A 15,170-nucleotide genomic window follows, 5' to 3' on the forward strand; every position below is an offset into this window, starting at 1 on the left:
TTGACTTTCCTCAATCGGTGCGGAACACTGATTGGCATGTCCCAATCACACGACCGCGACAGCGCCGTCGAGGCCGAGATCCGGGCGGAGGCCCGCGCCGAGGCATCCACCCCCGCGTCGCGCGGCGCCGCCGACGAGGCGACCGAAGCCGACCAGCGCACCGACGACATCGTGGCTGGCACCGTCGCAGGCGGCACTGAGGCGGAGCTCCCCGCGGAGGAAGGCACGGCCGCAGGCGGAACGACCGAACGCTCGCTGTGGCACGACCGCAACTTCCTCACGATGTGGAGCGGCCAGGCGCTCAGCCAGTTCGGAGCGCAGATCACCGAACTCGCGATCCCGGTGCTCGCCGTGCTCGTGCTGCAGGCGACGGAGTTCCAGGTCGGACTCCTGGGAGCGGCGGGCGTGGCGGCGTTCCTGCTGATCGGCCTGCCGGCCGGAGCGTGGATCGACCGGATGCGCAAACGCCACGTCATGATCTGGGCGGATGCCGTGCGGGCGGTGGCGCTGCTCGCGGTTCCGCTGCTGTGGTGGGCGGGCGTGCTCGAGATGTGGCACCTCTACGTCGTCGTGCTCGTGATGGGCATCGCCACCACCTTCTTCGACGTGTCGTACCAGAGCATCATCCCCTCGCTCGTGCGTCCGAAGCAGATCGCCGAGGCGAACGGCAAGCTGCAGGCGACCTACGAGCTGGCGAACATCTCCGGGCCGGCTATCGGCGGCTGGCTGATCGGCATCCTGACCGCCCCCATCGCGATCCTCGCGACGGTCTTCACCTACGTGGCGTCGCTCGTCGCCCTGGTCTTCACGCGCGACTCCGAGGTGGTCACACCCAAGCACGAGCGGAATCCGATCATGCAGGAGATCGGCGAGGGCCTGCGGTGGGTGTTCGACAATCCGCTGCTGCGGCGGATCGTCGGATGTACGGGCCTGTCCAACTTCGCGAGCACCCTGTCGTACACGCTCCTCCCGATCTTCCTGCTGCGCGAACTGGGCTTCACCCCCGCGGCGATGGGACTCATCTTCGCCCTCGGGTCGGTCGGCGGGTTCGTGGGCGCGATCGCCACGCCGCACATCGTCCAGCGCATCGGCGAAGCACGCGCCATCCCCGTCAGCGCCGTGGCCTTCAGCATGGTCGCCCTCTTCCTCCCCCTCGCGGCGACCGTGCCGGAGTTCGCGCTGCCACTGCTCATCGCGCAGGGCTTCGTCATGAGTTTCACCGTGCTGCTCTACAACATCACGCAGGTCACCTTCCGCCAGCGCATCACGCCACCGCGGCTGCTCGGCCGCATGAACGCCTCGATCCGCTTCGTGGTGTGGGGCGTGATGCCGATCGCAGCGCTGCTCGCGGGGCTGCTCGGCACGTGGATCGGCGTCGTCCCCACCATGTGGGTCGGGGCGGGCCTCGCCCTCCTGTCGGCGCTCTTCGTCGTGATCGGACCGTTCTGGAGGATGCGGGAGCTGCCGGGCGCGACCGCCTGACCGCGACGCGCGGGGGTCGTCGGAACAGGTCGTGTGCGCCGGCGCGGCCGGGCGCAACGGACGGCCGGCGCACGTCCTCCGCGGTTAGGCTGAACCATGGCCGCGAGAATCCTGTCTGTGGGCACGGCAGTGCCGGAGACCCGACTCAGCCAGTCCCAGGTCCGTGACTTCTTCGCGGTGCAGCCGGGCATCGACCGCCTCGCGGCGCGGCTGATCCGCGCCGCCTTCGACTCATCGGCGATCGACAGCCGGCACAGCGTCATCGCCGAGCTGGGAGAGGCGTCCGCGCACGAGGACGGCGTCTTCGTCGAGGCCGCCTCCCGCGAACTGCATGCTCCGTCGACCGGCACCCGCAACGCGCTCTACCGCCGGGAGGCGCCGGCCCTCTTCGCGGGTGCGGCGATGGACGCGCTGGTGCGCGCGGGAGTGGCGGCATCCGAGATCACCCACATCGTGACCGCATCCTGCACCGGGTTCTTCGCACCGGGTCCCGACTTCCGGCTGGTGCGGGATCTCGGCATCCGCGCCACGGCGGAGCGGTATCACCTGGGTTTCCTGGGGTGCGCCGCGGCCTTCCCGGCGCTGCGCGCCGCCACCCGCATCGTCGACGCGCAGCCGGAGGCCGTGGTGCTCGTGGTGTGCGCCGAGCTGTGCTCGCTGCACATCCGCTCGTCGACGGATCCCGAGCAGATCGTGGCGTCCGCCGTCTTCGCCGACGGCGCGGGAGCGGCGATCGTCACGTCGACCCCCCCTCGCGTCGACGGTCCGGTCTTCGACATCGGGGAGTTCTTCACCGCCATCACCAGCGAGGGCGAGAGCGACATGGAGTGGACGATCGGCGACCAGGGGTTCGAGATGAAGCTCACCGCCGAGGTCCCGCGCATCGTCGGCCGTGAGATCCGCGGGGTGGTCCGCACCGTGCTCGGCGGCGACACCGAGCCGTCGACGGTGGCCGCGTGGGCGGTGCACCCCGGTGGCCGCAGCGTGCTCGACCGCGTGCAGGGTGGGCTGGGCCTCGCCGACGATGCGATGGATGTCTCGCGCTCGGTGCTGCGCGAATACGGCAACATGTCGAGCGCGACGGTGCTCTTCATCCTGCAGCGGATCCTCGCCGACGAAGCCCTGCCGAACGGCGCGTCCGTCGCCGGGCTGTGCTTCGGCCCAGGGCTCACCGTGGAGGCTGCGCGCTTCACGCGCCGCGTGGCGGCGGCGGGGTGACGCTCGCCCTCCGCGCCCAGGGGCTCGCCGAGCTCATGGACGATCCGGACTGCGATCCGGCGCGTCTGGCCCGCACCCTGCGCCGCTTCGGCGTGATCAACCGACTGGTCGCCGGCTGGGGAACGGTCTACGAGCGGCACGTCCGTCCCGCCCTGCTGGATGCGGGTGGCAGCGGGCGCCTGCTCGACATCGGATGCGGCGCGGGTGACGTGCTGCGGCGGCTGGTGACCAGGGCTCGGGCGGACGGCTTCACCGTGGACGCCGTCGGAATCGATCCGGACGAACGAGGTCTGGCGGTCGCCCACGCCCGCACGCCGGTCGCCGGCATCCGGTACCGGCCCGCGCTGAGCACGGAGCTCGTCGCCGAGGGGGAGCGCTTCGACGTGGTGGTGTCGAACCATGTGCTGCATCACCTCACCGCCGAGCAGCTCACCGGCCTTGCCCAGGACTCGATGGCGCTCGCCTCCCGCGTCGCGCTGCACTCCGACATCGCACGCGGGCGCACGGCCTACACGGCGTATGCCGTGGGGATCACCCCGTTCGCTCCCGGGTCGTTCCTGCGCACGGACGGTCTGCGCAGCATCCGGCGCAGCTACACGGCGGGTGAGCTGCGCGATGCGCTGCCCGAGGGGTGGCAGGTCGTCGCACCCGTGCCTTTCCGGGTACTGGCGCGCTGGGACGCGGTCTCCGGATGAGCACCGCCGATCACGATGTGATCGTCGTCGGGGCAGGTCCCACCGGGCTGCTGATCGCCGCCGAGCTCACGCGGCGAGGTCTCGATGTCGCGATCTTCGAACGGCGGGAGAACGTCGGCGGCGGTTCGCGGGCCATCGGTGTGCACGCTCCGGTGCTCGCGGCGCTGGAACCGTCGGGCGCCACCGACCGGATTCTGGCGGACGCCGTGCGGATCCCCCTGGGTCTCGCCCGCACCCGCGAGCGGGTGCTCGGCGAGGTGCACTTCGACCGGCTGCCGCTGCGCTTCCCCTTCGTCGCGACCGTGCCGCAGGCCGCGACGGAGGCCGCCGTGGCCGCCGGGGGTCCGGAGCCTCGTCGAGGGGTGTCGGTGGAGGCGCTGGTGGAAGAGGGGTCCCGGGTGCGGGTGGTCGGCCCGGCCGATGCACCCACCGCTTCGGTCGTCGTCGTCGCGGCGGGTTCGGGAGGGCGCTCCCTGGCCGCACCGTCGCGGAGGATGGCGGTGCACACCTACCGCGATCGGTACCTGATGGCCGACGTGCCGGATGCCGGTGCTGGCGCACCCGCCGACGTCGCGATCGTGCACCTCGATGCGGCCGGGGTGCTCGAGTCGTTTCCGCTGCCGCAGGGGGGCCGGCGCCTCGTGGCATGGGACCGGTTCACGGCTCGCGGGGAGCAGATGCGGGGCGGGTGGCTCAGCGATGACCCGCGCGATGTGGGTCGGCTGCGGGAGGCCGTCGCCCGCCGCTCCGGCGATGAGGCGATCGCCGCGGGCATCGACCGCGTGTCGGCGTTCGGGGTGCGACGCGCGGTGGCCAGGCGGATGCGCGCCGGCCGTGTCTTCGTGATCGGCGACGCCGCGCACGAGGTGAGCCCCATCGGCGGGCAGGGCATGAATCTGGGGCTGCTGGATGCCGCGACACTGGCGCCGCTGCTGGCCGGCTGGCTACTCCGCGGTGCGGAGCCCGCCGAGCGGCTGGCGGTGTGGGAGAGGCGCCGCATCACGTCGGCGCGCACCGCCGCGCGCCTCGCGGGTCTGAACACGTCGCTCGGGCGATCGCGGCCCGACCTCACGCACCGGGCCGCGATGCGGCTGCTGCGCTTGGCGCTCGCCGGTCCCTTCGCCGCCGTGCCCGCTCGGGCCTATGCCATGGGCCTCGACCGCGACGCGTGATTCCCGGCGCCTACCTCCGCAGGCCTCCGGTCGTCCCGCCGAGGGACCGCAAGGTCAGCGCGGTCGAGCCGGTGCGAGACCTCAGGCAATGCGCAGCAGCGGGCGTGCCAAGAGCGCCACGCCCGGGTTCCCCAGTGCGCGGATGACGCGCACGGGCCCGAGCGATTCCCGCAGCGCGGGGACGGCCCAGGCGCGGAGGCTGCGGTGGTAGCGGCGGAGCGCCTCGTCGAGAGTCAGTTCGCCCCTGGTGTGGGCGAGCACATTGTCGGCCAGTTCGCCCGCGTCGCGGATCGCCGTCGCGGCCGCCTGCCCCCCGGTCGGCGGCATCGCATGGATGGCGTCGCCGAGCGCGGTGATGTTGCGGGGTCGCCAGGGGGTGAAGTCGCGCGCGGGGTCCGCCGCACGGAACGAGAACGCCGCGACCCGACCGCGGTCCGCCGCTTCGATGCGCTCCGCCATCCACGGATGCCAGTGCCGCGTGAGGCGCAGGGCGGTGGCGACCAGGTCGTCGGGCGTCCTCCCCGGGGCAGGACCCACGCGCGACGAGGGGGCGATCAGCCCCCAGACGAGAGATGGCGAACCCACGGCCTCCGCAATCTCGGGGCTGAGGGGGCCCGAGCCGCTCGAGGTCAGGGAGAGGAACATGCCGGTACCGTCCGCCGAGAAGGCCAGGGCCGGACCGCGTCGAAGGAATCGGGGCACGACGGCGCCGGGCGTTCGGGGGGTGGAGCCGGCGATCCCGGTCAGGTGGAGGTCTGAGTCGGGTGCCCGGATCGTGACCGCGCGCACGGTGGGCGACTTCGCTCCCTCCGCGCCGACGACGAGATCGGCCGCGAGTTCCTCACCGGAATCCAGGTGCACCACCGCGGAACCGTCGGACTGCTCCACGCGCGTGACGCGCGTAGACCAGAGGATGCGATCCTCCAGGCCGCGGGTGAGGAGCAGGCGCAAGGCGCGGCGCTGGGCGAGGAGCCGGTCCTCGTCCGGGTCCTCTGGGGCGATGAGCAGCGGGCGCAGGCGGTCGGTCGCCACGGTGAACTGAGCGAAGCGGTCGGCGCCGTCGCTCACCGCGCGCACCTCAGCCATCAGGTCGCCGCCGAGCGAACGCGCGAGGACCGCCGTCGCCGCACCGTTGATCGCGAGCCGATACCCGCCGGTGGACACCGCCTCGTCATCACGCTCGACGACGGTCACGTCGCAGGAGGTGCGCAGCGCCTGCGCCAGGGTGAGGCCGCCGATTCCGGCACCGCACACGACCACGCGCATGGCCACCATCCTCTCGTACGGCTCTCCTCGGCGGATCGCGCCGTAGGGTTGCCACTATGCCGGAAGGTCACGACACCGAGCCGCGGGGCGACGCCCGCATCGTCGCCTATTCGGGCATCTTCAACGCGGACGGCGGTCTCGTGGGCGAGGCCCGCTACGTCCTCGGCCACCTGCTCGGCACGGCGGAGTGTGCCCTCTGCGACATCACGCACTCCGCCATCCGGAGAAAGCCCGAGTGGGACCGGATGGTGGCTCGGGTGGGTGTGCCGGTGGTCCTGCTGCATCGCAACGAGCTCGACGAACGGCTGAAGGCCGTCATCCGGAATGTGCGCCTGCCCGTGGTGCTCGCTCACCGCGCGGATGGCTCCACGACCGTGGCGCTGACCGCCGAACAGCTCGCCGGACTGGGCGGCTCGGTCGGCAGATTCGAGGACGCGCTGCGAGGTCAGTTTCCGGGCATCCCGCGGAATCGTGCCAGAATCGGCTGACGTGAGCCTGCTCCTGAACGTGGTGAACGTCTTCGTCGATGACCGCGGCGGCCACGGCAACCCGCTCGGCATCGTGTGGGCGTCGCCGTCCACAGCCGAGAACGAGCAGCAGATCGCCGCCGATCTCGGGTTCAGCGAGACGATCTTCCTCGACGCCCTCGACGGCGACGTGGCGGCGGCGCGCATCTTCACGCCGGCGCGCGAACTGCCGTTCGCGGGACATCCGACGGTGGGCCTGGCGGCGTGGCTGCGCAGCGGCGGCGACCAGATCAGAGCCATCGAGGTGCCGGCGGGAACGGTCCGTGTGCGCACGGAAGGCGACCTGACCTTCGTCTCCGCGTCACCCGAGTGGGCGCCCGAGTTCCTCCTCGATCAGCTCTCCTCGCCCGCCGAGGTCGACGCGGTCGACCCGTACGCCTACGGGGAAGGCCTGCACTACGTGTGGGCGTGGGCCGACGAGCGCGCGGGACGCGTGCGCGCCCGCATGTTCGCGCCGGACCTGGGGATCCGCGAAGACCAGGCCACGGGCGCTGCCGCGGCGCGCCTCACGGCGGAGCTGGGACGCGATCTGAAGATCGTGCAGGGTGAGGGCTCCGTCCTCCGCACACGCGCGGGGAGCGCGGATGCGCAGGTGGAAGTCGGCGGGCGCGTGTCCGAGGCGCGGATCGTCGAACTGCGCTGAGCGCGGGAGCGGCTCGCCGCGGGAGGGCCGGCCCTGCCTGCGCCGCTGATCACCATAACGGCAGGAGCACCACCTGCCCGGGCTGTCCGATCGGTCTTCGGTCCGCGCGTTCATCGTGGGCGCACCCCTACCGGCCTCGCCGCGAGCACAACGGCGGACATCATCGACGACACGCCGCGAATCGATGCCGCGGCACCGCGCGTCGCGGACAATGCCCGCCGTTGTGCACGCGACATCCGGATACCCGAGCCCGGGGTCTGGGCGATCGGCCGGGCGACCCGACGCGCATCACGGAGGCACCCCACCTCAACCGCGCGGCACATGGGTGCCCGGACGATGCGAGACGTCAGCCGGTGAGATCGCCCGCGACGACCATCTGCAGAGCCAGCAGCAGGGCGGCGGTCATCACCAGCCGGAAGACCAGGCGCCGCGGCGGTCGCGCGAGCGCGGCGACCAGGCCCCACACCGACACGACGACGACTCCGGCGAAGAAGAGCCACGAGAGCGGAGAGGGCGGATTTCCGGCGGCCGATCCGATGAGCACGGCGGTGGCCCCGGCGACCAGCGCGCCAGCGGCAACGGCCGCCGACACGCGCCGGCCGAGCCGGTGCGGCAGCCCGCGCACCCCCGTGCGCTCATCGTCCTCGAGATCGGGCAGCACGTTCGAGAAGTGCACCGCGACGCCCAGCGCTGCGCCGGCCACCCACGCCCATGGCGCCGCCACCAGAGGATCGGGCAGGGCGAGCGGGGCGAGCGACGGGAACACTCCGAATCCGACCACGAAGCACAGCGCAGAGAACACGGTGGATTTCAGCCACGCGTTGTAGGCCCACCCGGATCCGAGGAACACCGCGTGCGCGAGCGCGAGCTGCCAACTGAGCAGCGCCGACAGCACGAGCGCTCCGGCGAGCGTCGATACAGCTGCCGTCCATGCCGTGCGAGTCGTCACATCCCCCCGGGCCAGCGGCTTGTCGGTGCGACCGGTCAGCTGATCCCGTGGGGCGTCGATCACGTCGTTCGAGATGCCGATCGAGAGCTGCCCGAGCAGCACCGAGATGACGAGCACGGCGAGGCGGCCGGCATCCAGCCCCACCGACACGCCCAGCGCCAGCGCCAGCACGGTGACGACGACGGTGGGTCCGGGGTGGGACGAGCGCCAGAGGGCCGCGGCGATGCGCATACCCGCGATCGTATGCGGACGGGGGGGGTCCGAAGACCCCGCCCGTCCGTGCTGACCGAAGAACGCCCGAAAGGATTACTCCTCGAGGATCGCCTCGATCACCTCGTCGTCGTCGATGTCGTCCACCTCCGGCGCAGGCTTGCCCTCGCTCGTGAGGGCGAGCGATGAGCCGTCAGCCGAGACATCCACGCGCACCACGTCGCCGTCGTGCACCCGTCCGGCGAGGATGCCCATCGCGAGGCGATCCTGAATCTCGGACTGGATGAGCCGTCGAAGCGGCCGCGCCCCGAAGATCGGGTCGTACCCTCGCTCGGCCAGCCAGCCGCGGGCGTCGGGGGTGACGGCGAGCGTCAGGCGTCGATCGTGCAGGCGGCGCTGCAGGGCGTCGACGGCGAGTTCGACGATCTGGGCCAGGTCGTCCTGCGTGAGGGCCTCGAAGATCACGATGTCATCGAGCCTGTTCACGAACTCCGGCTTGAACGCCTGCCGCACGAGGGCCTGAACCGCCTCCCGCTTCTGCTCGGACGAGATCGTCGGATCGATCAGGATCGGCGAGCCGAGGTTGGAAGTGAGCACCATGATGACGTTGCGGAAGTCGACCGTTCGGCCCTGGCCGTCGGTCAGGCGCCCGTCATCCATCACCTGCAGCAGCACGTCGAAGACCTCGGGGTGGGCCTTCTCGACCTCGTCGAGCAGCACGACGCTGTAGGGCCGCCGGCGCACCGCCTCGGTCAGCTGACCGCCCTGCTCGTAGCCGATGTACCCGGGAGGGGCACCGACCAGGCGCGACACGGTGTGCTTCTCGCCGTACTCCGACATGTCGATGCGCACCATCGCGTGCTCGTCGTCGAAGAGGAAGTCCGCGAGCGCCTTCGCCAGCTCGGTCTTTCCCACACCGGTCGGACCGAGGAAGAGGAAGGATCCGGTCGGGCGACCGGGGTCGCTGATGCCGGCCCGCGACCGCCGAACAGCGTCGGACACCGCCTTGACGGCATCCTTCTGCCCGATGATGCGCTTGCCGAGCTCGGACTCGAGATGCAGCAGCTTCTCGGTCTCGCCCTGCAGCAGGCGGCCGACCGGGATGCCGGTCCACGCGGCGATCACGTTGGCGATGTCCTCGTCGGTGACCTGGTCGTTGACCATGCGCTCACCACCGCCCTCCGCGCCCTCGGCCGCCATGAGCTCGCGCTCGAGGCCCGGGATCTCGGCGTAGAGCAGCCGGGACGCCCTCTCGAGGTCACCCTCCCGCTGCGCGCGCTCCGCACCGACGCGCGCGGCATCGAGGCGGGTCTTCAAGTCGCCCACACGGTTCAGCGATGCGCGCTCCCGCTCCCAGCGCGCCTGCAGATCCTTCAGAGTGGCTTCCTCCGTCGCGAGCTGCGCGCGCAGCGCGGCCAGGCGCTCCTTGGATGCCTCGTCCTTCTCCTTCTTGAGGGCGAGCTCCTCGAGCCGCAGGCGGTCCACATGGCGGCGCAGTTCGTCGATCTCGAGCGGCGCGGAGTCGATCTCCATCCGCAGGCGGGACGCGGCTTCGTCGATGAGGTCGATGGCCTTGTCGGGCAGCTGACGGCCCGATATGTAGCGATTGCTCAGCGATGCGGCGGCGACGAGCGCGGCGTCGGCGATCGCCACCTTGTGGTGCGCCTCGTAGCGCTCCTTGAGCCCTCGCAGGATCGCGACCGTGTCCTCGACGGTCGGCTCGCCCACGTAGACCTGCTGGAAGCGGCGCTCGAGGGCGGCATCCTTCTCGATGAACTCGCGGTACTCGTTGAGCGTCGTCGCGCCGATCATGCGCAGCTCGCCGCGCGCGAGCATCGGCTTCAGCATGTTGGATGCCGCGACGGAGCCCTCCCCGCCGCCCGCGCCCATCAGCGTGTGCAGCTCGTCGATGAAGGTGATCACGCGGCCCTGCGAGTCGGTGATCTCCTTGAGCACGGCCTTGAGGCGCTCCTCGAACTGGCCGCGGTACATGGCACCGGCGACGAGGGCCGACATGTCGAGGCTGATCAGCTCCTTGTTCTTCAGGCTCTCGGACACATCGCCGGCGACGATGCGCTGCGCAAGGCCCTCCACGACCGCGGTCTTTCCGACGCCCGGCTCGCCGATCAGCACGGGGTTGTTCTTGGTGCGTCGGGTGAGCACCTGGCTCACCCGACGGATCTCGGCGTCTCGTCCGATCACGGGGTCGAGCTTGCCCTGCTTCGCGCGCTCGGTGAGGTTGATCCCGTACTGCTCGAGGGCGCTCTTGGCTTCCTCCGCCCCGGGATTCTGGGTTGCCTGCATTCTGTCTCCTGAAGTCTGTCGTCGGGCTGATTCCAAAAGTTGAGCCCGTTGGACTCAATTTTATCAGAGCAGGATGCTGCAGGCAACGCACACCGGGATGCCGAGCGAACGGCTTCTCGCCCAGACGACGGCTTCACTACGTCGCAAAGCCGTGCGCCCGGCGGTGAGCCGTGCGCCCAGCGTCGCCGGCGGTCGCCTGGAGTCGCGGGAAGGACTGGTCAGCCCGACCGACCGTCCCGCACGTCGGCGCGAGCGTCGGTGTAGGCGCGGCGAACGCTCTCGCCGACCCACTCCGTGCTGCGGTAGACGTTGCCCTCCCGGAGCACGTCGGCGAGCCCATCCGCCTCGACCTGATCGAGCACGCGCTGCTCGCTGATCACCAGCTTGAGCGATGACCCCGCGGCGCGGAGCTCGTGAGCGTAACGTCGCAGCACGTCCAGGAGCGACAAGCCGATCTGGTCGGTCCCGCGGAGGCGGATGATCACGACCGAGCCCGAGGAGTCGCGGCCCACGGCGGGGAGCTGCTTCTCGAAGATCGGGGCGCTGGCGAAGAAGAGGCTGCCGTACGGCTGCAGGATCACCACCGACTCGGCGGGGATCTTCGCGGGCGGGTCCGATTCCCGCATCCGCCCGTCATCCGCGATGTGCACCTGCCGCACCCGCACGTGGTTGGACTGCTGGGCGACGAACAGGATGATGCCGAGCCCGACGCCGACGAGCACCGCGAACTGCAGCGGGATGACGAGCGTGAGACCGAAGGTGACCGACATGATCGCCGTCGGCAGCGGCCCGGTCTTCACGACGGAGTAGATGCGGCTCGGCTTGATCGCGCCGGCCCCGACGACGATCAGCAGGCCGGCGAGCGCGGGCATCGCGACGAACGAGACCAGGTCCGACGCGAGCAGGATGACGAGCGCCATGACCGCGCCCGCGATGATGAACGACAGCCGGGTCTTGGCACCGGCGGCCACGATGAGCGATGACCCCGACATCGAGCCGCCGACGGGCATGCCCTGGAAGAGTCCGGCGGCGAGGTTGCCCGCGCCCTGGCCGATGAAGTCGCGGGAGGTGTCAGCCGGCTTGCCGTCGGCGGTGGGCAGCCCGGCCGACACGGCCGAGCCCTGGATGACACCGACGAAGGCCAGGGAGATCGCGGGTATGAGCAGGAAGGCCACGTCCTCGATGTTCGGGAGCACGGGCGCGGGCAATCCGCGTGGCACGTCCACCACATCGCGGAGCAGCACGATCGGCGGCTCCACCCACTGATTGAGCAGGACGGCGAGGCCGGATCCGAGCACCACCGCCACGACGAGGCCCAGCGAGCCGACGGGGGTGCGCCGGAAGAGCAGGATGAGCGCGATCACGAGCAGACCGACCGCGACGGAGGCCCAGCTCCATCGCGGCATGTGAGCGAACTGATCAAATGTCTTGACGAGCCGGTTCGGGCCGTGCGATGCGTAGCCGGTGAGATTCGAGAGCTGCCCGAGGATGATGTTCACGCCCACGGCAGTCACGAACCCGGTCATCACGGCCGTCGGCACGAACCGGATGAGCCGGCCGCCGTGGAGCAGGCCGGCGACGATCATCACGATGCCGGTCAGAAGAGCGAGCGTGTACAGCGCCCGGTCGGGGTCCGCGCGGGTGTGCAGGTCGGAGTCCGAGACGATGAGGGCCATCGCCCCCGTCGCCTGCACCGCCATGAAGGTGCTGCTCGTGAAGAACGTCGCACCGACCATGCCGAACAGATACGCGTACAGGCCGGCCAGCGGGTTGATCCCGGCGAGAAGTCCCGCGGCGAGCCCGTCGGGAACCGCTTCGACACCCAGCACGAGCCCCGCCACGGCATCCTTGCCGATCGTCTTGCGGGAGAAGAGCCTTCGGAGGGCCGCGCGCACGGTCACACGCTACCGAAGGCGCCCATGCGCCGCTGGTGCCTCGCTCGAACGTCGCGTACCGGATGCAGGCTCGCCGGGGCTGAAGTGCTGCTCAACCGCCCGAACCGGCTGAATCCGCCCGGACGAGCCTGCATCCGGCCCGGCATCTGCGGATGCCGTCAGGCGGCCGACCCCGCGAGCTCGGGCTCCGGCATCGAGGCGCCGGCCCCGAGGGTGCAGCAGAACGTCGAGCGATAGGCCGTCGGCGTCGTACCCAGTGTGCGGGTGAAGTTCTGGCGCAGCACGGCGGCGGAGCCGAAGCCGCACTCGTACGCGATGCGGTCGAGGCCGAGGTCGGTCTGCTCGAGCAGCCGCTGCGCGTGGATGATCCGCTGGCGGTTCAGCCACGCGGCCGGCGTCGTGCCGTGATCCGCCTTGAACCGTCGCGCGAAGGTGCGAGGCGACATGTGCGCACGGGCGGCAAGGTCATCGACCGAGAGGTCGTGACGGAGGTTCTCGAGCATCCAGTCGGTCACGGGCGCGAGCGACATGCTCGCGACCTCGGGAAGCGGATGGGAGATGAACTGCGCCTGCCCGCCGTCGCGCTGCGGCGGCACGACCATGCGCCGGGCGATGGTGTTGGTCATCTCGGCGCCGAGTTCCTGGCGCAGCAGGTGCAGACAGGCGTCGAGCCCGGCTGCCGTGCCGGCGCTGGTGATGATGCGCCCGTCCTGCACGTAGAGCACATCGGGGTCCACGTCGATCCGCGGATACATGGATGCCATCTTGTCGGCGTACATCCAGTGCGTCGTCGCCTTGCGACCGTCGAGCACCCCCGCGGCAGCGAGAACAAAGGAACCGCTGCATACGCTCAGCAGCCAGGCGCCGCGCGCGGCGGCGTGGCGGACGACATCCAGCACCCGCTCGTCGATGTGCGACCAGTATTCCTTCGGCGTCGGGGACACGACCACCAGGTCGGCCTCATAGGCGAACGACAGGTCCTCCGTGACATTGATGGAGAAGCCGAGCTTCGAAGGGATGGCCCCGGGATCCGGCGTGACGATGCGGAAGTCGAAATTCGGAATGCCGTCGTCCGAACGGTCGAGACCGAACGCCTCGCACGCGACGCCGAATTCGAACGGCGCGAAGCCCTCCTGCACGATGACGGCGACGGTCTTCATTGATTCCTCCTGTTTGCGGCTGCCCACGAGCTGCCCGAGTTCTGCGGCCTGGACCCTGGTTGAACTGTCGACCTGCGGTCGACCTGTCGAACCATGGCAGGATCCCTACGCTGTGTGTCCATCCTGCCACTCGTGGCCGTATCACGTCAAGCGTAGCGTTTCTGCCATGTTCATTCTCCTCTTCTTCACAGCCCTTGCCGCCGTCGCGCTCGTGTCATCGGTGGTCTCACTCCACAACGACGGGTACCACCAGGTGCCGTTCGACCGCACACGCCGACTCTGATCGCGCTCCGGCCGACTCTGATCGCGCGCCGGCCGGCGGCTACCGTGCGCCGGTGACGCGTCGGTACACCTCGAGCATCGCGTCGGTGCGCGAGGACTGCCGGAAGCGCTCCCCCGTCGAGGGATCGGGCGTCGGCGCGGTCCCGGCGGCGATGTCCGTGGCTGCGGCGCGCACCGCGCGGGCGAGCGCGTGCGTCGACGCATCCGGGATCAGCCCGTTGCCGACCGGCCAGAACCCCGACGCGAGCTCGTGCGCGATGTCCGGGTCGCTCACCACGGCCGGCGTGCCGAGCGAGGCGGCCTCGAACACCGTCATCCCCTGCGTCTCGAAGCCGATGGACGTCTGCACCACGGCGTCGGCGCGGGCGATGCGACGGAGGGTCTCCTCATAGGGCAGGCGGCCGGCGAAGGTGACGGATGCCGCGGGCTTCAGCCGCTCGACGAGCCGTTTCGCCGCCCCCTCCTGCACTCCGCCGCCGATCACCTCGATGTCGGCGCGGATGCGTGACTCGGCCACGGCCTCGAGGAAGGGCAGCAGGCGCTTCTCGGGACTCATCCGGCCGAGCCACACGAACCGAGGGGGACCGGGCTCCCGCGCGGTCGGCCCCGCGGCGACCGCCGCATCGAGGACGTCGTCGTCGATGCCGTTCCAGATGACGTCGACGTGCGGGAACACGCCATGGGCTTCGAGCCGCCGGGCGAAGTGGGCCGAGGGCGCCGTCACGGCATCGGCGAAGGCGGCAAGGCCTCCGAGATACGCCCATCCGTCGACTCCCGGCGGCTCCGGCTCCATCGCGAGCGGCAGCGCCTGCCGCCGCCAGGCGTTCAGTGCGCGCAGCGCCAGACCGGGAAAGGGCACGATCGCCGCCAGGCCGACATCCACCCTGTTGTGCATCGTGTGCACGACCGGGAGTCCCTCGCGGCGGGCATAGCGGTGACCCGTGAGGGCGCCCCAGAAGTCACCCTGGATGTGCACCACGTCGATGGGTGGGCGCTTCGCGAGCTCGGCGTCCACGAACCGATCCGTGCGCCGGCCGGGCCACGACAGTCCGTACTCCCGGTCGGCGGTGATCGGGATCGAGGGTGTTTCGACGTACCCTTCGTCTTGCTGGGGCTCGCTGGGCGCGGGCCCCTCGTCCGGATCGCGGTCGTCCGGCTGAGGCGCTTCTTCTCCGTCGGGGGTCGGGTCGTCCGGCTCCGCGGCGGCATCCGGCCGGGCGGCCGGGGCGCGTCGCCTGCTCATGCCCGGCGCGACGATCGTCACCGTGTGGCCCGCGCGCTCGAGGAATCGTCGCTGCAGCCGCATGGAGACCTGCGCCCCGCCGAGGGAGGCGAGGTGCTGATCGGCGAACATGACGATGTGCACG

General features: G+C 70.8%; 11 protein-coding genes and 1 pseudogene. 6 read left to right on the plus strand and 6 right to left on the minus strand.

All coding sequences use genetic code 11. From position 1 onward, the window contains the following. Nucleotides 1–36: 36 nt before the first annotated feature. The 4 genes from ACPW96_RS13035 to ACPW96_RS13050 all read left to right on the plus strand — a co-directional run bounded on the left by ACPW96_RS13035 (nucleotide 37) and on the right by ACPW96_RS13050 (nucleotide 4,567). Nucleotides 37–1,482: an MFS transporter gene (locus ACPW96_RS13035; RefSeq protein WP_425883586.1), complete on the plus strand. Its 1,446-nt coding sequence runs from the start codon at nucleotides 37–39 to the stop codon at nucleotides 1,480–1,482. Between the two features lie 96 nt (nucleotides 1,483–1,578). Further along, a complete protein-coding gene (locus tag ACPW96_RS13040; RefSeq protein ID WP_425883588.1) occupies nucleotides 1,579–2,700 on the plus strand; it encodes a type III polyketide synthase in 1,122 nt (373 codons plus the stop codon). Next, nucleotides 2,697–3,395, plus strand: coding sequence for a methyltransferase domain-containing protein (locus ACPW96_RS13045; protein WP_425883590.1), 699 nt, complete (start codon nucleotides 2,697–2,699; stop codon nucleotides 3,393–3,395). The genes ACPW96_RS13040 and ACPW96_RS13045 overlap by 4 nt, the downstream gene beginning before the upstream one ends. Further along, entirely contained in the window at nucleotides 3,392–4,567 is a 1,176-nt protein-coding gene (locus tag ACPW96_RS13050) for an FAD-dependent oxidoreductase (protein WP_425821321.1), read from the plus strand. The genes ACPW96_RS13045 and ACPW96_RS13050 overlap by 4 nt, the downstream gene beginning before the upstream one ends. Before the next feature lie 81 nt (nucleotides 4,568–4,648). Here the strand turns inward: ACPW96_RS13050 and ACPW96_RS13055 are convergent, their stop codons facing one another. Continuing rightward, entirely contained in the window at nucleotides 4,649–5,833 is a 1,185-nt protein-coding gene (locus tag ACPW96_RS13055) for an FAD-dependent oxidoreductase (protein WP_425883591.1), read from the minus strand. A 56-nt stretch (nucleotides 5,834–5,889) separates the two neighbouring features. Between ACPW96_RS13055 and ACPW96_RS13060 the strand changes: the two genes are divergently transcribed. Further along, the gene (locus ACPW96_RS13060; RefSeq protein ID WP_425821325.1) at nucleotides 5,890–6,321 is read left to right on the plus strand and encodes a hypothetical protein; all 432 of its coding nucleotides are present in this window, start codon (nucleotides 5,890–5,892) and stop codon (nucleotides 6,319–6,321) included. A 1-nt stretch (nucleotide 6,322) separates the two neighbouring features. Then, nucleotides 6,323–7,003: a PhzF family phenazine biosynthesis protein gene (locus ACPW96_RS13065; RefSeq protein ID WP_425883593.1), complete on the plus strand. Its 681-nt coding sequence runs from the start codon at nucleotides 6,323–6,325 to the stop codon at nucleotides 7,001–7,003. A 346-nt stretch (nucleotides 7,004–7,349) separates the two neighbouring features. Here the strand turns inward: ACPW96_RS13065 and ACPW96_RS13070 are convergent, their stop codons facing one another. The 5 genes and pseudogenes from ACPW96_RS13070 to ACPW96_RS13090 form a co-directional block, all read right to left on the minus strand. Further along, nucleotides 7,350–8,183, minus strand: a complete 834-nt coding sequence (locus tag ACPW96_RS13070; protein WP_425821329.1) for a UbiA family prenyltransferase — start codon at nucleotides 8,181–8,183, stop codon at nucleotides 7,350–7,352. 75 nt (nucleotides 8,184–8,258) lie between these two features. Continuing rightward, nucleotides 8,259–10,475, minus strand: a pseudogene (locus ACPW96_RS13075) (ATP-dependent Clp protease ATP-binding subunit); the annotation flags it as partial. A gap of 209 nt (nucleotides 10,476–10,684) precedes the next feature. Beyond that, a complete protein-coding gene (locus ACPW96_RS13080; protein ID WP_425883594.1) occupies nucleotides 10,685–12,361 on the minus strand; it encodes a SulP family inorganic anion transporter in 1,677 nt (558 codons plus the stop codon). A gap of 158 nt (nucleotides 12,362–12,519) precedes the next feature. Beyond that, the gene (locus ACPW96_RS13085) at nucleotides 12,520–13,521 is read right to left on the minus strand and encodes a GlxA family transcriptional regulator (protein ID WP_425821335.1); all 1,002 of its coding nucleotides are present in this window, start codon (nucleotides 13,519–13,521) and stop codon (nucleotides 12,520–12,522) included. 322 nt (nucleotides 13,522–13,843) lie between these two features. After that, nucleotides 13,844–15,169, minus strand: coding sequence for a glycosyltransferase (locus tag ACPW96_RS13090; RefSeq protein ID WP_425883596.1), 1,326 nt, complete (start codon nucleotides 15,167–15,169; stop codon nucleotides 13,844–13,846). Nucleotide 15,170 lies beyond the last annotated feature (1 nt).

The organism is Micromonospora sp. DT81.3 (genome assembly GCF_049847225.1).
GTDB lineage: Bacteria > Actinomycetota > Actinomycetes > Actinomycetales > Microbacteriaceae > Microbacterium.